The 17,295-nt window shown below is 46.6% G+C and carries 15 protein-coding genes; 9 read left to right on the forward strand and 6 right to left on the reverse strand.

Features of this window, described 5'->3' with window-relative positions:
* The first annotated feature begins 28 nt into the window (after window positions 1-28).
* Complete coding sequence (gene leuB, locus SPI9445_RS0119470) at window positions 29-1,117, forward strand: 3-isopropylmalate dehydrogenase (RefSeq protein ID WP_017306459.1); 1,089 nt, start codon at window positions 29-31, stop codon at window positions 1,115-1,117.
* A 60-nt stretch (window positions 1,118-1,177) separates the two neighbouring features.
* Here leuB and SPI9445_RS0119475 read toward each other — a convergent pair whose 3' ends face one another.
* The gene (locus SPI9445_RS0119475) at window positions 1,178-1,717 is read right to left on the reverse strand and encodes a 2'-5' RNA ligase family protein (protein ID WP_017306460.1); all 540 of its coding nucleotides are present in this window, start codon (window positions 1,715-1,717) and stop codon (window positions 1,178-1,180) included.
* A 54-nt stretch (window positions 1,718-1,771) separates the two neighbouring features.
* Between SPI9445_RS0119475 and SPI9445_RS0119480 the strand changes: the two genes are divergently transcribed.
* Window positions 1,772-2,038 carry a YciI family protein gene (locus tag SPI9445_RS0119480; RefSeq protein ID WP_017306461.1) on the forward strand — a complete coding sequence of 89 codons (267 nt, stop codon included), beginning with the start codon at window positions 1,772-1,774 and terminating at the stop codon, window positions 2,036-2,038.
* A gap of 95 nt (window positions 2,039-2,133) precedes the next feature.
* On the opposite strand, the gene phoU is transcribed toward SPI9445_RS0119480, so the two are convergent.
* The 3 genes from phoU to SPI9445_RS0119495 all read right to left on the reverse strand — a co-directional run bounded on the left by phoU (window position 2,134) and on the right by SPI9445_RS0119495 (window position 5,205).
* On the reverse strand, window positions 2,134-2,817 hold the full coding sequence (phoU, locus tag SPI9445_RS0119485) for a phosphate signaling complex protein PhoU (RefSeq protein ID WP_017306462.1): 684 nt from the start codon (window positions 2,815-2,817) through the stop codon (window positions 2,134-2,136).
* A gap of 238 nt (window positions 2,818-3,055) precedes the next feature.
* Entirely contained in the window at window positions 3,056-4,420 is a 1,365-nt protein-coding gene (locus tag SPI9445_RS0119490) for a sensor histidine kinase (RefSeq protein ID WP_017306463.1), read from the reverse strand.
* A 38-nt stretch (window positions 4,421-4,458) separates the two neighbouring features.
* Window positions 4,459-5,205 carry a winged helix-turn-helix domain-containing protein gene (locus SPI9445_RS0119495; protein WP_026079947.1) on the reverse strand — a complete coding sequence of 249 codons (747 nt, stop codon included), beginning with the start codon at window positions 5,203-5,205 and terminating at the stop codon, window positions 4,459-4,461.
* Window positions 5,206-5,442: 237 nt separating this feature from the next.
* On the opposite strand from SPI9445_RS0119495, the gene SPI9445_RS0119500 reads away from it, so the two are divergent.
* Complete coding sequence (locus SPI9445_RS0119500; RefSeq protein ID WP_017306465.1) at window positions 5,443-8,238, forward strand: TIGR02921 family PEP-CTERM protein; 2,796 nt, start codon at window positions 5,443-5,445, stop codon at window positions 8,236-8,238.
* 65 nt (window positions 8,239-8,303) lie between these two features.
* Here SPI9445_RS0119500 and crtR read toward each other — a convergent pair whose 3' ends face one another.
* Window positions 8,304-9,206, reverse strand: a complete 903-nt coding sequence (gene crtR / locus SPI9445_RS0119505; RefSeq protein ID WP_017306466.1) for a beta-carotene hydroxylase — start codon at window positions 9,204-9,206, stop codon at window positions 8,304-8,306.
* A 166-nt stretch (window positions 9,207-9,372) separates the two neighbouring features.
* On the opposite strand from crtR, the gene SPI9445_RS0119510 reads away from it, so the two are divergent.
* Window positions 9,373-10,605, forward strand: coding sequence for an RNA-guided endonuclease InsQ/TnpB family protein (locus SPI9445_RS0119510; RefSeq protein WP_017306467.1), 1,233 nt, complete (start codon window positions 9,373-9,375; stop codon window positions 10,603-10,605).
* A 121-nt stretch (window positions 10,606-10,726) separates the two neighbouring features.
* Entirely contained in the window at window positions 10,727-11,470 is a 744-nt protein-coding gene (locus SPI9445_RS0119515; protein WP_017306468.1) for an HAD family hydrolase, read from the forward strand.
* On the opposite strand, the gene SPI9445_RS0119520 is transcribed toward SPI9445_RS0119515, so the two are convergent.
* Window positions 11,444-11,812 carry a YccF domain-containing protein gene (locus SPI9445_RS0119520; RefSeq protein ID WP_017306469.1) on the reverse strand — a complete coding sequence of 123 codons (369 nt, stop codon included), beginning with the start codon at window positions 11,810-11,812 and terminating at the stop codon, window positions 11,444-11,446. The two genes, SPI9445_RS0119515 and SPI9445_RS0119520, sit on opposite strands and share 27 nt — an antisense overlap.
* Before the next feature lie 293 nt (window positions 11,813-12,105).
* Between SPI9445_RS0119520 and SPI9445_RS0119525 the strand changes: the two genes are divergently transcribed.
* The 4 genes from SPI9445_RS0119525 (at window position 12,106) to SPI9445_RS0119540 (ending at window position 17,284) form a co-directional block, all read left to right on the forward strand.
* Entirely contained in the window at window positions 12,106-14,109 is a 2,004-nt protein-coding gene (locus tag SPI9445_RS0119525; RefSeq protein ID WP_017306470.1) for a GspE/PulE family protein, read from the forward strand.
* A gap of 128 nt (window positions 14,110-14,237) precedes the next feature.
* On the forward strand, window positions 14,238-15,344 hold the full coding sequence (locus tag SPI9445_RS0119530) for a type IV pilus twitching motility protein PilT (protein WP_017306471.1): 1,107 nt from the start codon (window positions 14,238-14,240) through the stop codon (window positions 15,342-15,344).
* 110 nt (window positions 15,345-15,454) lie between these two features.
* Window positions 15,455-16,678, forward strand: a complete 1,224-nt coding sequence (locus tag SPI9445_RS0119535; RefSeq protein ID WP_017306472.1) for a type II secretion system F family protein — start codon at window positions 15,455-15,457, stop codon at window positions 16,676-16,678.
* A gap of 18 nt (window positions 16,679-16,696) precedes the next feature.
* A complete protein-coding gene (locus tag SPI9445_RS0119540) occupies window positions 16,697-17,284 on the forward strand; it encodes a hypothetical protein (protein WP_017306473.1) in 588 nt (195 codons plus the stop codon).
* The last annotated feature ends 11 nt before the right edge of the window (window positions 17,285-17,295 follow it).

Here is a 17,295-nt window from a genome sequence, read left to right on the forward strand (position 1 = left end):
CTGCACAAGATCGATTTTTGACAAAACCATGAATCAGCACTACAAGATTACGCTTTTACCGGGGGATGGGATTGGTCCGGAAATTATGGCGGTGACAGTGGAGGTGCTGAACGTCATTGGTCAACAGTTTAACCTAGAATTCGAGTTTCAAGAAGCTTTGATGGGCGGGGCAGCCATTGACGCAACAGGAAACCCTCTCCCGGCAGAAACCCTAGAAATGTGTCGCCATAGCCACGCTGTCCTGCTGGCGGCCATTGGGGGGTATAAATGGGATAATTTGCCCCGGGAACAACGACCGGAAACGGGTTTGCTGGGGTTACGCGCTGGTTTGGGTCTTTTTGCTAACCTACGCCCTGCTACGATTTTACCCCAGTTAATTGATGCCTCGACCTTGAAACGGGAGGTGGTGGAAGGGGTGGATATTATGGTGGTGCGAGAATTAACCGGGGGAGTGTATTTCGGACAACCCAAGGGCATTTTTAGCACGGAAACCGGGGAAAAACGGGGCGTGAATACTATGGCTTATACTGAGGGGGAAATAGACCGCATCGCGAAGGTGGGCTTTGAAACGGCACAGAAACGACGGGGTAAGTTATGCTCGGTGGATAAGGCCAATGTGTTGGATGTTTCCCAATTATGGCGGGACCGGGTGATTGCCATGTCTGGTCAGTATCCTGATGTGGAGTTGTCCCATCTCTATGTGGATAATGCGGCTATGCAGTTGGTGCGATCGCCTAAACAATTTGATACCATCGTCACAGGCAACCTCTTCGGGGATATTCTCTCCGACGCGGCCGCCATGCTCACCGGAAGCATTGGGATGTTACCCTCAGCCAGCCTAGGAGAAGCGGGAAAACCCGGCGTTTTTGAGCCGGTCCACGGGTCAGCCCCCGATATTGCCGGACAGGATAAGGCCAATCCCCTCGCCCAAGTCCTCAGCGCCGCCATGATGTTACGCTACGCCCTCGACCAACCCCAAGCGGCCGATAAGATGGAACAGGCCGTTAATCAGGTATTAGACCAAGGCTATCGCACCGGAGACATTATGTCTCCTGGGATGAAAGCCGTCGGGTGTAAGGCAATGGGTGAGGTCTTGCTGAAGGTGTTAGACAATTAGGGCTTGCTGAATAAGTTCGAGAGTTAGGTAATGGGTAATAATTATCAACTCCCCTGCTCCCTACCCAAAGACAGCAAATTCCCGCTCAATTTCCCAATGGTGTTCTTGATGCCTTAACAGCGTTAACTGATTGAGCGTAAACGCCGAGTAAAATTCTCGCTTCTCAAATTTTGACCAGGCCGCCTTGAAATTATCCCGCGTTAAATCTCGAAACGCTAAGGTAATATGAGGATTAAAAGAACGGTGTTTTTGGGGAAGAACTAACCCTAATTCTTCCTTCAAAACAGCCCCTAATGTTTGTTCAATTTCCATTAATTCCGGTGTTTTCCGAGGGCGCAAAAAAATCACCCGAGGTTTAAACGCCCCAAAACCATCAATCACAATCGGGATAGGTCTTTGATGTTGGGCAAACTGCCCCAAAACCTCAATTAATTCTGCCCAGCGATTCTCTGGCCACAAAAACGGCGGATACAGGGTAATATGAGGCGGTGCATTAAACGCCTTGCGGCTGTCATAGACTCGGGCAAAATAGGCTTTTAACTCATTAGCCTGTTGTTGCACCTCCAGAGGTGGCAACAACGCAATAAAATAACGAAACACAACAAAAACCTCTTCTTATAATGGGAAAGAAAATAGATTTAAGCTAGCCTTATTATGCCTGTATTTGTTAAGATTGAACAAGGAATTGTTGACAAAACGACTTTTGATCAGTACGTTCCGGCTCACTGTGCCTATGTGCAGGATTTAATTGCCAAAGGACACCGGGCGAAAACAGGTTACTGGGCAGAACAAGCGGGGGGAATGTTAATCTTTGAAGCAGCATCCCTTAAAGAAGCCCAAGCCATCGTAGAAGCAGATCCCCTTATTCAGAATCATTGCGTTGAGTACACCCTCCATGAATGGTGCGTCGTCGTGGAGTAATAGCGCCCCCTGTTCCCCGTTTCCCACCTGGAGCAGAGTTATTCAGCAAGCCCTAATGGATAACGATACTAATGGACTTTCTCAACCCGCCCGGTTTAGCCCCGTTGACCCGTCACAATATAGGACACACGCTGCCCAATATTCGTCGCATGGTCGGCCATCCGTTCTAAATGACGAATCACTAACCCCAATAATAAAATCGGCTCAACTACCCCTTGCACATCCTTAGCGTGAGCCAATTGGTCATACAGCTTATCGTAAGCGTCATCGACTACATCATCCATCCGCTTAACATTCTTGCCCGCCGTTGCGTCCAACTCCGCCAAAGCTTCTAAACTGGCCGCTAACATTAACTGGGCTTGTTGGGACATTTCGGCAATTTCCGGCAGACAATCATGGCGCGTATAGGGAAATAACTTAATGGCAAATTCCGCCAAATCTTGGGCATAGTCCCCAATGCGCTCTAAATCTCGGACTAAGTGCATAAAAGCACTTAAAAGACGCAAATCTTGAGCCACTGGGCGCTGAAGCGTCATAAATCGCGCACAATCTAGCTCAATCTGTCGATAATACTGGTCAATTTGCGGCTCCAGTTGGTTAATCGCCTTGAGTGCATCCAGATTTTGCTCGAATAGGGCTTGGTGACTCAGCCGAAAGGATTGTTCTACCAAAGCTCCCATGCGCAGCACCTCCTGACCTAAACTTTGAAGGGAACGCTCAAAGTGAGTGGGGGTGTGGGCTGCATCATAAGTGGAAGAAGTTAGGGAAAAGAGTGTCATCTTTACAGGGGCTTGGTTATGAGATGGGTTGTTGTAGTGCAAGGCTGAGACAATGAAATCTACAAAACCACACTACAGAAAGGTTTTCTAGCTGTTATACATCATCTTTGTTGGCATTTTGTGAACGACTCTAGCCCACTAGAGGGGAGGATGGAGCGTTCTGATTCAACTTAAGATGACGCACTACCACAAATCAAATAACACCTAAAACTCGGTGATAGCAAGGGAAGATTAAGATTTAGTGAACGTTTGGTAATTGGATCTGTAACCATGCTCCCTTGGTTTCAGGATGATTGCGTGCTACGATTGTTCCTCCATGAGCCTCAATAATCTGTTGAACAATGGATAGTCCCAGACCGCTCCCTTTCCGGAACATTGGAGAATTTCCCCTTTCCCCCTCAGTTGGATCTGGTTCCGATGAGGAACGTTGTCGAGAAGGATCCCCACGATAGAGTCGCTCAAATACATGGGCAATGTCCGACTCTAGGAAACCTGAGCCAGAGTCTACTATATCAATTGTAATCGAAGAATCGGAGCCGGAGGAGTGGCTGAGGGTAGATTGATTGACTTGGACTTGAATGGCTGTGTTGGGGGGGCTATGTTTGATGCTGTTGTCAAAAATATTTAGGAAAACTTGGGTCAGACGGGCGGAATCGGCGTAGAGTTCTAGGTTAATATCCCCTTGATAATTGAGGGTGAGTTGTTTGGGTTGGGTGAGGGGTTCGAGACTGTGCCACACGGAGTCAATGAGGGGTTTAAGGGTGAGGATTTCTGGGCTGAGGGTTTGATGGGGATTGGTTTGCAGTTTGCTAATTTCTAGACAGTCTTGGATGAGGGAAATGAGACGGTCAATTTCTTTGAGCATCTTTTCGACCCAAGTCTTTTCCGGTGGGTTGAGACGGGTTTGCAGGGCTTCGGCGACTAAACTAATGGAGGTGAGGGGGGTGCGGAGTTCGTGGGTGAGGTCGGAAAAGGCGCGATCGCGGGCTTGGGTTAAATCGACCATAAACTGCTGATCTTCAAGGAACACAATCACCTGACCACTTCTTACGGGGAGTGTGGTAGCGCGGATAGCGAGACTGTAAGCATAGGTTTGGGGGGTGCTGGGAGGAGAAGATAAACCGGAACGGGTAGACAAGGCTGAAGCACTGGGAAGGTGGGCGGTTTTGAATACCCATTCCTGACTTTGGGGGTGTTGACGATGGCGGGTTTCTTGGATTAATTGATCGAGTTCATAGGAACGGACTAACTCTAATAACAAGCGTAACTGTTCCGGTCGCCAGCGCTCAATGCGCAACATTTGACGGGCTTTTTGGTTGCACCATTGGAGTTGATTGGCTGGGTCGATTTGTAAGTAACCAATAGGCGATCGCTCCAGCACCTGTTTCCACATCTCTAACTCCGTCTCCACCTGCTGTTGATGTTGCACCAACAAGTTAATCGCCTGTCTTAAACGAGACACCAACGCTAAGGAAGACTCCTCCTTAAACCGACGGGGAAACAACCCCAACATCTGCCAAACTTGTCGGTTAAAGCGATATCGCCTTAACTCACATAAACCCAGACCTAGCACCAACCCCGAAACAAATACCAACAGATTCATTACATATTAAGCAAGTGCCATATATTAACCCTGAATAACTAACCGAAACGATAGCCAAAACCCCGCACCGTGACAATATATTTCGGTTTACTCGGGTCTTGTTCTAGTTTCTCCCGCAACCAACGGATATGAACATCTACCGTTTTGGTATCACCCATAAAATCCATTCCCCAAACTTGATCAATTAACTGTTCCCGTGACCAAACTCGTCGGGGATAACTCATAAACAATTCCAATAAACGAAACTCTTTCGGTGAAAGATTTACCTCCTCCCCCCTCACTGTGACGCGACATTCCTCGGGGTAAAGTAAAATATCTTTGAACTGAAGAACCGCATTTTGTGCCGTGGCCGCAAAGCGCTGACGACGCAACAACGCCCGACAACGTGCCACTAACTCCCGCATACTAAAGGGTTTAGTTAAATAATCATCTGCCCCCACTTCCAAGCCTAAAACCCGATCCGTTTCACTGGCTTTTGCACTCAGAATTAAAATCGGAATCGTACTCCCTTGATAGCGCAACAGACGACATAAATCTAAGCCGTTGACTTGCGGTAACATCAAGTCTAAAACAATCAAATCAAATAACGGAGCGTGGGAATCTGCCTCTTGTAACAAATTTAAGGCAGTCCGTCCATCAATCGCAGTTACCACATCATAGCCTTGTTCCTTAAGTGCCAAAACGACCATTTCCCGAATCAACTCTTCGTCTTCCACGACCAGAATTCGAGTAACGTAGGTCAATTCTGACTCGGAAGGACTTTTTGGTATATCAAGCGACAGCATAAAATAGAAAAATTTGCAGGTCTACGCCAACATATACACTATAACAGGGAGCTTTGACACAAAAATCCCTTAGTATTTAAACTTAACGGTTGTTTGGCTTACATTTTCCTTACTACAATAAATGTATTTTGTCAACGCTTGTTAAGATATATCACAAATTTCACAAGGTTGACGAAATTTCAGGAATGAGAATCGTTGGCATTGAGGAAGGGGGAAATTGAATTGGTAAGCCCCCGGATGAAGACCTTACTCCATGTCAGCTATTACAGCATTTTCTGGCTGTGGAATTTTTTGTTCTTAACAGTGGTTTATTTAGGGATTCTTCCCTTTGTGGGAATTCCTCTTGTCCTGGCTATTATAGCCGGAGAAATTGAACCAGAGTTATTCATTGCGTTACTCGGAATTCTCATCACTCCTCTGGCTTGTACGTTAGTCGGGTTACTCAAATTTAATCGTCGTCCTTTGGAGTTAATTCGACTGTTTTATGGGGTAGAAGCCCCTATTTTAACCTTAGCTATTTTACGGCTTTTTACCCTGCGAGAACTCACCTCAGCGAGTTATTTAGTCATCGCCAGTCTTGGGGTTTGTATGGTGGCGTTTGGGGTGGAACTTTTGGTGGGCTATTTAGGCAAAGCTGAGAGTAAATTAGGACGGCATAAAGTTCTAGGAATAATTCAAGTTGCTGCTCATAGCCTCATGTTGTTAATGGGGCTATATTTTGGTGCAGTTTTATTCTTTTATGCCGTCCCAGTGGCGGGAGAATTAATCATTGGTTTCCTCTCGTTCCGGTGGGTTTCTGGTCTATGGTATGAGTTAACCCACTACTTTTTCTCAACGCTCTGGTATTTTGCCTTATTTTCCCTACTTTTTGTCTTCAGTGCGACGTTATTTGTCCTCGTGCCTTCTAGTTTCACTGCCCTATACATTCATTCAGGACAGCGCATTTTACGGGCTTTTTCGGCACAGTATGGTAAAAAACGCACCCTATCTATTACCTTGGGTGTATTAACGACTTGGTTTGTCCTCTTCTTTTCTTTCCAACAGCAACCCCAAGTTAAAGCCTTTGAAATCTTAGAGCAACCTGTTACGAACAATGCTGAACGTCAAGCCATTATTGCCCAATCTCCAATCCTAAAAAAAGGCTTAGTTAATGCTTATTTACAAAGCTATCGCTATTTGGGCAATGCTCAAGATAATGATGGAATAAAAGTCTGGTATGACCGTGTATTTAGCCTACCTGAGCCTCTGTTAGATGGACTGCAAGCAGTTCATAATCAATTGCTGTCTCCCTTCCTGTATCAAGGCACAGCAAAGGATGAGGAGAAAGCCGCTAAACTCTACGCCCAAGTGTTTGATACTTCTCTCCAAAAAGGAGAACAATCCGCGATTATTAAAGCCTTACAATCCACGGCAATTATTGACGAGGCAAAAGCGGGGGTATTGAATATTAATCAACACCGGGTTTTCTTGGAAAAACAAGCAGTTACGGTGAAAGAAGAGGGGGATTGGGCAGAGGTTGAATTATACGAAGTCTATCAAAATGTGACCAATGATGTGGAGGAAATTTTCTATTCCTTTACCCTGCCAGAAAGTGCAGTTTTAACGGGAGTTTGGTTAGGAGATACCGATAATTTAGACCAACGCTTTACGTTTCAAGTCTCCCCAAGGGGGGCAGCCCAACGGGTGTATAATGCTCAAGTGCAACGGTTCAATCCTGTAGATCCCGCGTTATTAGAACAGGTAGGAACAAGACATTATCGGTTACGGGCTTTTCCCATTCCTCCGAAACGGCAAAGTTGGGAAACAGAACCGATTGAGCGCCCTTTAAAAATGCACTTGTGGTTAACCTATCGGGTAATGAATCAAGAGGCAGGATGGGCATTACCTAAATTAGGGGAAAAACGCAATATTTTCTGGACAACTAAAACGAAACGATGGCGGAATGGGGAGGAAGTTAAGGGGTTTGATCAAGATTGGTTAGAGGGCTTTTTACCTGCTGCTTCTGAGGGAGATAAACAGTCTCATCAAACGACGTTAAAGGGCTATACTGTGACGGCAAAGCCCTTAAGTGAGGGGGATTATGTGTTACCCCAAGGACAGCGTTTTGCGGTGATTTTAGATAGTTCTTATAGTATGGAAAGCCAACGTCAGGCAGTGACTAAAACGTTAGACTGGCTGAAAAAAGAAGGGTTCACGGATGGGAGGTTAGAGAATAATGAGGCGGAGTTATATCTGACGGCAACGGCGGAAGAAGAGCCTCACTTTTTCGGAAAGTGGCAAGATTTTAACCTGAAAAAACAGGTCTTTTATGGAACGTTGCAACTGGATGAAATACTAGCACAATTTAAGCCGTTAGCGGGGAATAAACCCTATGATGGGGTGATAATTTTAACCGATGAGGGGAGTTATGAATTAGCTAAAGATCAGGAAACGGTTCCGGTGATGAATGCACCGCTATGGGTGGTACATTTAGGGGGGTTTCCGGGTGCCTATGAGGATGGGGTGTTACAGGAAATCCAACGCAGTGGGGGAGGAGTTGCCCAAACCCTGCCGGAGGTGTTGCAACGGATGGCGACGACGCAACGGTTAGGGGAGGATACCATTGCGGTGGTGGATGGCTACGCTTGGCAAACAACAACGACGCCCACAGTAGAGGATGGTGACGGGGGATTTATGCCGTTAGCGGCGAGAATGTTGATTAAGGCATTGACGAAAGGCTTTATCGCGCCGACGGTTGAGGATTTGGATGGGGTTCATGCGATCGCCAAGGAAACGGCCATTGTCACACCTTACTCTTCCATGATTGTCCTCGTTAACGATGAGCAACGTCAAGCCCTACGGGAAGCGGAAGCCTCAGAAGATCGTTTTGAACGGACTGTGGAGGATGGCAACCAAACCCTGAATAAACCCAATAATCCTCTCCAGTCTAACCCCAGTGTAGGGGTTCGAGAGGGCAGAATTGCGATCGCCCTCACCCTTGTCCTTCTCTTCTTTTTCCTCACACGCCAACATTACAGGCAATGGGATAATTGACAGGGGAAGTAGGGGCAATCTATAAATTGCCCCTACTGCCACCCTTGACTCCCATGCCCTATTCCCTAGGAATCAACCTTAGTTTTGTGGGCACCATGAAAGCGAATCCCAATAAATACATCATAGAGAAAGCCCCAGAAATCCTTGCCCCCTTGGAAAATGCCCAAACAGAGGGGACTTCCCTTGGACTCTAATAAAGGCTTAGTGGCAGCATAGGCAGCCTGATATTTATACCAAGGAATAGACGGCCAAAGATGATGCACCAGATGGTAATTTTGCCCCATAATTAGTAAATTTAACCATGGACTAGCATAAACCCGGGCATTTTTCCAACGGTTGCGTTCTTGAAAAGGACGATGGGGTAAATAGTCAAAAAATAGTCCTAATGCCACCCCTACTACTAAGGCCGGGACAAACCAGTAATTGACAATATATTCAAAAAAACCGTATTCCAAGGACAACCAAATAATCCCGCCAAAGACTAAACGACTGAGAAACCACTCTAATAACTCATAATTCCGCCAGAGACGACGCTGGAAGAAAAACACCTCATGGTAGAAAAAGCGCGGGGCAATTAACCATAAAGGGCCACCCGTCGAAACAAAATGATCAGGGTCGTTTTTCGGGTCATTCACATGGGCATGATGTTGAAGGTGAACCCTTGTGAAGACGGGGAAGGCAAAACCTAAAATCAGGGCGCTGATGTGTCCTAATGTGGCATTCACAATCCGATTAGCATGGGCTCCATTGTGGGACGCATCGTGAATGACTGAACCCGAGAGATGTAAAGCGAGTACATTGAAACTAAAACAAACCCAATGCCACCATCCCCAGGCATAGTAGCCCAAAGCTGAACAAGCCAACAGTCCCACTGCGGCAAGACACATCCAAACGTCTGGGTTCATTCCCCCCGGTGGCTTAAGAAACTCCTTGGGGACTGTTTGCAGAGGCTTTTCTACAGCCTGCATCGTAGCTCTTGCTCCTATACTTCCTAAAGTTTTATCAAAAAATTGGGTCTAAAACCTCGTCCCTTTGCTACACAACGTTTCACGAACGGCTTCGCTCAGGACAAGCCTTTTAGGACGAATTTATGCTTTCCGTGCTAACATAAGGTACGTTCAAGTGGTTCATGACATGATTGTATACGAGTTCAAGCTCAAAGGGAAATACAAGCAATATCAAGCCATAGACGAAGCCATTCGCACTAGCCAATTCATTCAAAATAAGTGCTTGCGCTACTGGATGGACAACCCAGATATCAAGGTAGACAAGTACGCCTTGAATAAATATTGTGCCGTACTGGCGGCTGAGTTTCCTTTTGCTAATGAACTCAACTCAATGGCTAGGCAATCGGCGGCGGAACGTTCTTGGTCGGCAATAGCTCGGTTTTACCACAACTGCAAGAAGAGGATTAAGGGGAAAAAAGGGTTCCCTACATTTAAAAAGAATTGCCGTTCAGTTGAATACAAATCATCTGGATGGAAGCTTTCAGAGACGAGAAAAGCGATTACATTTTCAGACCAGAAAGGAATCGGTACTCTGAAGCTAAAGGGGACTTACGATCTTAACTGCTATGACATCAAACAAATTAAGCGAGTGCGATTAGTGCGACGTGCTGACGGTTACTATGCTCAATTTGTAATTAGTGTTGATGTTAAGATTGAGACTCAACCAACAAATCAAGCCGTTGGTATTGATTTGGGATTAAAATACTTCATTGCCGACAGCCAAGGCCATGTGGAATCTTCACCCCAGTTTTACCGTCGAGCAGAAAAGCAGTTAAATCGTGCTAATCGTAAGAAGTCCAAGAAGTTTAGTCGAGAGCGGAAAAAGGCCAAGGTTAAACAATCGAACAATTACCACAAAGCTAGAAATAGATATGCCCGGAAGCATTTAAGGGTAAGTAGGCAGCGAAAAGAGTATTGCAAGAGACTAGCATACTCCGTTATCCAATCTAACGATTTGGTGGGCTATGAAGATTTGAATGTCAAAGGGCTGGTTAGAAATCGACATCTAGCGAAATCAATTAGTGATGCGGGTTGGTACACTTTCCGCAGTTGGTTAGAATACTTTGGGCATAAATATGGGAAGGTAACTGTTGCAGTTCCTCCCCATAACACAAGTCAAAAATGCTCTAGCTGTGGCGAAAAAGTGAAAAAATCTTTGTCTACTAGAACCCATGTTTGTCCTTATTGTGGGTATGTGGAAGACAGAGATATCAATGCGGCCATCAATATCTTGAAATTAGGACTCAGTACGGTAGGGCATACCGGAACTTACGCTACAGGAGATTTGCCCTCTTGGGCAGTTGGCGCAAGCCTGCTGTCTAACGGCGAGTCGGTGAATGTAGAATCCCCACGCCTTTAGGCCCGGGAGTGTCAATGCGTATTCTAAGATAGATTGCGTACCCAAGGGAAATATCTTTGCATTTCCCAATCAATGAGCGGGTAATGTTCAGGTTAAGTTAATCACAAAGGGGAAGCGTTTGATGGCAGCTTGGCAAGGGTTTATTTTCGATGTGGATGGGACACTAGCGGAAACGGAACGGGAAGGGCATCGCGTGGCGTTTAATCAAGCGTTTCGGGCGGCTGGTCTAGATTGGGATTGGTCGGTGGAGTTTTATGGTCAATTGTTAAGCGTTGCCGGGGGGAAAGAGCGCATTCGTCACTATTTAGAGCAGTTTCGCCCAGAGGAGGAGAGGAGTGAGGAGTTTATCCGCCAACTGCACGGGCAGAAAACGGAGTATTATCGACAGTTATTAACACAGGGAGCCATTCCTCTGCGTCCGGGGGTGGAACGGTTGTTAGGGGAAGCGCAACAACAGGGGATTCGATTAGCGATCGCAACCACCAGCGCTTATGAAAATGCGATCGCCCTCCTAGAACAACATCTCAATCCCCAAATCTTTGAAGTCATCGCCGCCGGAGACATCGTAGCCGCCAAAAAACCCGCCCCAGACATCTATCACTATGTCCGGCAAAAAATGGAGTTATCCCCCCAGCAATGCCTCGTTTTTGAAGACTCCGAACAGGGATTAAAAGCCGCCACCCAAGCCGGATTCTCCACCCTTGTCACCGTCAACGACTACACCCAACACCATGACCTGACAGGCGCTTGGCTCGTAGTCAACCATTTAGGAGAACCAGAACATCCCCTCACCGTCCTACAAGGCCATTGGCCCGCCCCCTATATTAACGTAGAGACTTTACTCCAAATTTCGGCCAAAGGGTAAAAGAGCAATAATCATCAACTTGAAATGTTGTTTGGCAAAAGGCAGCCCAATAATTGTAATCGCCAAAATCAGCCCGTGAATTAAATGGACAAGGGCAATTTCCCAGCCAAAGAAGATCAACCAAATCACATTAAAAATAGTCGTCAGTGTGCTATTGGCTTTCCCATCCTCGATAATTTTTCGCCCAAAGGGAGTAAAGGTCGCAATGCCCAGTTTAACCGCTTGTAACCCAAAAGGAATCCCAATAATGGTTAGGCAAATGGTCAGACCTCCCACAATATAGCCCACACCACTGACAAAACCTCCAAAAATCAGCCAGATAATATTCCCCAGTAAACTCATGGGACTTTTTCCTCCCCCTTGTTAAACTCAAAATTGGTCTATTTGTACCCAATCCTAACGAACTTTTGTTCAATTTTCTAGCCCCGCGCGGCTAGGTCGTTTTCCCAGCCCCCCGCTCTCCTCCCTGAAAATGTTAAAAAAAATTAACAAAATACCGCATCATTCCCTCCCCCTAGAATAAAGTTGGCGTTGAGCAGAGATAAGAGGTTTAATAGAATCAGCAGGGAAGCGAATCCGCAAAAGCTTGGGGAAGTTTGCTCTCACCTGAGTGTAAGGAGATATTGTCACCCACCATGACTCAAACACCATCTAGTCGAAGTCGGCGTAACACCCGCGCCTTGACCATTCGTAACGATTTTTCTCCCTTCGGAAATAAACTCATCCAGTCGGGTTTTGTGGACAATGAGCAAATGAAACAGGCGCTCATTGAAACTCGGAAGACGGGTCGTCCACTGACAGAAGTGATAGAAGACATTACAGGTCGTCAACTCACGCCAGAACTCCAGCGTCAGTACAAAAAGCAACAACTCTTTGAACTGAAAATCCTTTACGGGGTCGATTCACTCGATCCGGAAGTGAATCCGATCACCAACAATCAAATGGGAGAGTTAATTGATAACTTAATCCCCATTGATATTTGTCGTCGTTATAAGCTAGCTCCTTTGTCTAAGAGCAATGGAGAACCCCCCATTCTGTTGGTAGCCATGGTCAATCCCGACGACCTAGAAGCGCAGGATGACCTGAAACGCATTTTGCGCCCCCAAGGCGTGGATCTGCAACGGATTGTCATTACCATTGAGGATTATCAACAACTTTTAGACCAGTATCTTGACGAACAAGTTCGCATTACCCAAGAAGAAGAAAAGAAAAAACAAACAGAGATTAACTCAGACCTGTTTGAAAATCTCGGGCAACTTGAGGATGCACCGGATGAAAACGAAGATAACCTAGATGCGAGTCAAGACGCTCAAGGGGCACCGATTATTAATCTGGTGAATAAAATCTTAATGAAAGCCCTCAATGATGGGGTTTCCGATATTCACGTTGAACCGCAAGAGAACTTTTTACAGGTACGCTTCCGCAAAGACGGGGTATTGCATCGGGCTTTTGACAATATGCCGAAACAAATTGCTCCGGCGGTGGCCGCCCGTTTTAAGATTATGTCCGAGTTGGATATTGCCGAAAAACGCTTACCCCAAGACGGTAAAATCCGCCGGATGTATCAAGGGCGGAAAGTGGACTTTCGGGTAAGTACCCTCCCCAGTCGTTATGGGGAAAAGGTGGTGTTGCGGATTTTAGACAACTCCGCCACTCAGTTAGGTCTAGATAAACTAATTAGTGACGAGGAAACCCTAGCCATTGTAAGGGAAATGGCCAACCGTCCCTTTGGCTTAATTTTGGTGACGGGGCCGACGGGTTCCGGGAAGTCTACCAGTTTGTACTCGGTACTGGCCGAACGGAATGATCCGGGGATTAATATTAGTACCGCCGAAGACCCCATTGAGTATTCCTTAGATGGAATTACTCAGGTGCAGGTCATTCGGGAAAAAGGAATGGACTTCGCCTCGATTTTGCGCTCCTTCCTGCGGCAAGACCCGGATGTGATTCTGGTGGGGGAAACCCGCGACCATGAAACAGCGAAAACGGCCATTGAAGCAGCGTTAACGGGACACTTGGTTTTAACGACTTTGCACACCAACGACGCGGCCGGTGCGATCGCCCGTTTAGACGAAATGGGCGTTGAACCCTTCATGGTATCCGGGGCATTAATCGGCATCTTGGCACAACGGCTCATGCGGCGGGTTTGTAGTGACTGCCGCATCCCCTATCAGCCCACCGTCGAAGAACTCGCCCGTTATGGTCTATCGGCCTCTAAAGACGGAGAAATCACCTTTTATAAAGCTAACACCATTCCCGTTGACCAACGGGGCAACGTCGAACTCTGCCAAAAATGCCGAGGGGTAGGTTATCGAGGACGGGTCGGGGTGTATGAAGTCTTGCGCATGACCGAACGAGTCCAAACCGCCATTAACGAGGGCGCTTCCACCGACCGCATTAAAGAAATCGCCGTAGAAGAAGGAATGAAAACCCTCCTAGCCTATAGCTTAATGCTGGTCTATGAAGGACACACCACCCTCGAAGAGGTAGACCGTGTGACCTTCACCGACACAGGTTTAGAAGCCGAACTGCGCGCCAAACGCAAGAGCGGTTTAACCTGCCGCACTTGTCAAGCGGAATTACAACCAGAATGGGTAGATTGTCCCTACTGCATGACCCCTCGTTTTACGGATCTCTAACCGCTCTCTAGATGAGAGATTTTGCCTTAAGTTGGGGAACAATAACCCCAATCTTTGAGCAATTTTAGGTTGATTAAACCATTGAATTCAAGACCAATCAAAACCACTGAATCAAGAGGATAGGATTTATGCCCACAGAATTAATGATTGAAGACGTTCTGGAGCAATTAGTGGAAATGGGCGGGTCTGATGTTCATATCCAAGCGGGTGCGCCAATTTATTTCCGAGTAAGTGGGAAACTGCAACCGATTGGGGAAGAACCCCTCACCCCCCAAGAAGCTCAACGTTTGATTTTTAGTATGCTCAACAACAAACAACGGAAGGATGTTGAGCAGAACTGGGAATTAGACTCCTCCTATGGGGTGAAAGGCCTCGCCCGTTTCCGGTTAAATGTGTACAAAGAACGGGGCTGTTGGGCGGCCTGTATGCGGGCATTATCTTCTAAAATTCCCAACTTTGATATGTTGGGACTGCCCGATATTGTACGAGAAATGTCCGAACGACCGAGGGGGATGGTGTTAGTCACCGGACAAACAGGATCGGGAAAAACCACCACAATGGCGGCCATGTTGGATTTAATCAACCGCACCCGGGCTGAACATATTTTGACGGTGGAAGACCCCATTGAGTACGTTTTCCCCAATATCAAGAGCTTATTCCACCAACGGCAAAAAGGGGAAGATACGAAGAGTTTCTCCAACGCCTTGAAAGGCGCGCTGCGTCAAGACCCGGATATTATTCTGGTGGGGGAAATGCGGGACCAAGAAACCATCGGCCTAGCCGTATCGGCCGCAGAAACAGGTCACTTAGTATTCGGCACCCTACACACCAACTCCGCCGCCGGAACCATTGACCGGATGTTGGATGTGTTCCCCCCAGAACAACAACCCCAAATTCGGGCGCAAATGTCCCAATCCCTCTTAGCGGTGTTTAGTCAATGTTTGGTACAGAAAGCCAATCCCAAACCCGGGGAATTCGGACGCTGTATGGCTCAAGAGATTATGGTGGTGACTCCTGCTATCTCTAACTTAATTCGGGAAGGGAAAACCTCCATGATTTATTCCGCCATCCAAACGGGGATGAAAATGGGTATGCAAACCATGGAACAAGCCCTAGCTACCTTTGTCAAAAATGGACAAGTGAGTTTTGAAGAAGCGGCTTCTAAGTGCAGCAAACCCGATGAACTCCAGCGTATTATTGGGACAGTTCCCACCGGTCGAGTAGCTAAAAAATAATCCGGCAAGGGGTCAAGCCCAGAGCCTTTGACCCCGGCTGTCTCTTTTCTTTTCCCTCTTGTTTATTTTCTCTTTCTCTTGCTTCTTTCCTCTTTTTTCGGGAGTGAGTTATGCCAACCTTTATCGCTGAAATTAAAGACATCAAGGGCAATAGCACCAAAACTAAAATTGATGCCCATTCGCCCGAACAAGCCCGAAGTATGTTAATGAATCGCAACCCCGGCGCGAGTATTGGCAATATTACTCAAACGGGCTTTAATTTTGACCTGAATGCTTTAGCGGAAAACATGACCAGTATCACGGTGAAAGATAAAGCCGTGTTGTCCCGTCAGTTTTCGGTAATGGTCAATGCTGGGGTGGCTATGGTGCGCTGTTTAGGGATTCTGACGGAACAATGTGATAATCCCAAAATGAAAAAAGCCCTCAAAGCCATTAGCTCCGATGTACAGGAGGGGATTAGCCTTTCCGAAGCCATGCGCAAACATCCCGCCTGTTTTGACCAGCTTTATGTTTCTATGGTGGAAGCGGGAGAAGTGGGGGGGGTTTTAGATCAGGTCTTGGATCGTCTGGCCATGTTGTTGGAAAATATGCAGCGCTTGGCGAACCAGGTGAAATCCGCGATGTCTTACCCGGTGGCGGTGGGATCTTTGGCGGTGATTGTGTTCTTCGCCATGACCATCTTTTTGATCCCTATTTTTGCCGGGATTTTTGATGATTTAGGGACAGAACTCCCTCTGTTGACTCAGACGATGGTGATGTTGAGTGGTTGGTTTACAAGTATCATCTTTTGGGTGATTGCTATTCCTAGTGTGTTTGGGGTGGTTTTTGCTTATAAACAATATTACAAAACCCCGGCCGGACGCTTACAAATTGATGCTTTTATGTTGAAAGCTCCCATCTTAGGGGACTTGAATACTAAAAATGCTGTCGCTCGTTTTGCCCGGATTTTTGGCACGCTCACTCGTTCCGGGGTGCCGATTTTAAACTGTTTGGATATTGTGCGGGATATTGCGGGGAATGAAGTGATTGCCAATGCCGTAGAAGCCACGAAGGGAGAAATTCAACAGGGGGGTATGATTAGTATTGCCTTGGAAAAAGAGGGGGTTTTCCCACCTTTGGCGGTGCAGATGATTAGTATTGGGGAAGAAACCGGGGAACTCGATGCCATGTTATTAAAAGTGGCGGACTTTTATGAAGATGAAGTTGAGCAAGCGGTTAAAGCCTTGACCAGTGTCATTGAACCGTTGATGATGGTAGGTGTAGCTGGAATTGTCGGGGTGATTTTATTGTCAATGTATCTACCAATGTTTGCCGTGTTTGATCAAATGGGTTAGAGGAGGCACATAACAATCATGCCTGTTACTACGTCTTATTATGAAAGTGTTCTGGCGGAATACAGTAATCGAGAGGCGGCGATCGCACTCTTAAAACAACATCGTCCTTACTTGGAAATGATTCCGAGTATGCGTCGGCCCTATGAAAGTGTTTTGGTGTTGCCCTTGCCTGTCGCCCGCATCCGTCACCCCAAAACCGGGGAAGCGGTTCATAATCCTCATAGTTTTACCCCCAATACTGCCTTACAATTGCCCTGTGATCTAGCCATTTTGATGTGTGATCCGGAATGGAAAATTAAGATGGGGGTGGAGATTTTGGTGTTTATCCACCGTCCTCAAGAGGATTTTTCGGATTTACTGATGCGGTGGCGCAGAACTCAGGTCTATTTAGACAAGGACTATGAATGGATTATGCCTCACCGTTATGAGCATATTTTAAGTGAGGGATCCGAGAAGGTTTATCCGTTATTTATTGTCTTTGAAGGCACACCAAAACGAATTCAAAAGGGCTTAGATGGGGCTTGTTTGCCTTATATTATGCGCAGTGATTTTGTACCGGAACCTGAAGAGGAGGAAATTGAAGAGTTTTTACGGGAAAATGGTTAATTAAACGTTGG

The organism is Spirulina subsalsa PCC 9445 (genome assembly GCF_000314005.1).
GTDB classification, from domain to species: Bacteria; Cyanobacteriota; Cyanobacteriia; order Cyanobacteriales; family Spirulinaceae; genus Spirulina_A; species Spirulina_A subsalsa.

Excerpts from the sequence above, each read along its gene's own strand:
- SPI9445_RS0119480 (WP_017306461.1), top strand. The coding sequence starts at position 1,772 with ATGCCTGTATTTGTTAAGATTGAACAAGGAATTGTTGACAAAACGACT.
- SPI9445_RS0119495 (WP_026079947.1), bottom strand. The coding sequence starts at position 5,205 with ATGCTGTCGCTTGATATACCAAAAAGTCCTTCCGAGTCAGAATTGACC.
- SPI9445_RS0119535 (WP_017306472.1), top strand. The coding sequence starts at position 15,455 with ATGCCAACCTTTATCGCTGAAATTAAAGACATCAAGGGCAATAGCACC.
- SPI9445_RS0119510 (WP_017306467.1), top strand. The coding sequence starts at position 9,373 with ATGATTGTATACGAGTTCAAGCTCAAAGGGAAATACAAGCAATATCAA.
- SPI9445_RS0119490 (WP_017306463.1), bottom strand. The coding sequence starts at position 4,420 with ATGAATCTGTTGGTATTTGTTTCGGGGTTGGTGCTAGGTCTGGGTTTA.
- crtR (WP_017306466.1), bottom strand. The coding sequence starts at position 9,206 with ATGCAGGCTGTAGAAAAGCCTCTGCAAACAGTCCCCAAGGAGTTTCTT.
- phoU (WP_017306462.1), bottom strand. The coding sequence starts at position 2,817 with ATGACACTCTTTTCCCTAACTTCTTCCACTTATGATGCAGCCCACACC.
- SPI9445_RS0119525 (WP_017306470.1), top strand. The coding sequence starts at position 12,106 with ATGACTCAAACACCATCTAGTCGAAGTCGGCGTAACACCCGCGCCTTG.
- SPI9445_RS0119500 (WP_017306465.1), top strand. The coding sequence starts at position 5,443 with ATGAAGACCTTACTCCATGTCAGCTATTACAGCATTTTCTGGCTGTGG.
- SPI9445_RS0119530 (WP_017306471.1), top strand. The coding sequence starts at position 14,238 with ATGCCCACAGAATTAATGATTGAAGACGTTCTGGAGCAATTAGTGGAA.
- SPI9445_RS0119540 (WP_017306473.1), top strand. The coding sequence starts at position 16,697 with ATGCCTGTTACTACGTCTTATTATGAAAGTGTTCTGGCGGAATACAGT.
- SPI9445_RS0119515 (WP_017306468.1), top strand. The coding sequence starts at position 10,727 with ATGGCAGCTTGGCAAGGGTTTATTTTCGATGTGGATGGGACACTAGCG.
- leuB (WP_017306459.1), top strand. The coding sequence starts at position 29 with ATGAATCAGCACTACAAGATTACGCTTTTACCGGGGGATGGGATTGGT.
- SPI9445_RS0119520 (WP_017306469.1), bottom strand. The coding sequence starts at position 11,812 with ATGAGTTTACTGGGGAATATTATCTGGCTGATTTTTGGAGGTTTTGTC.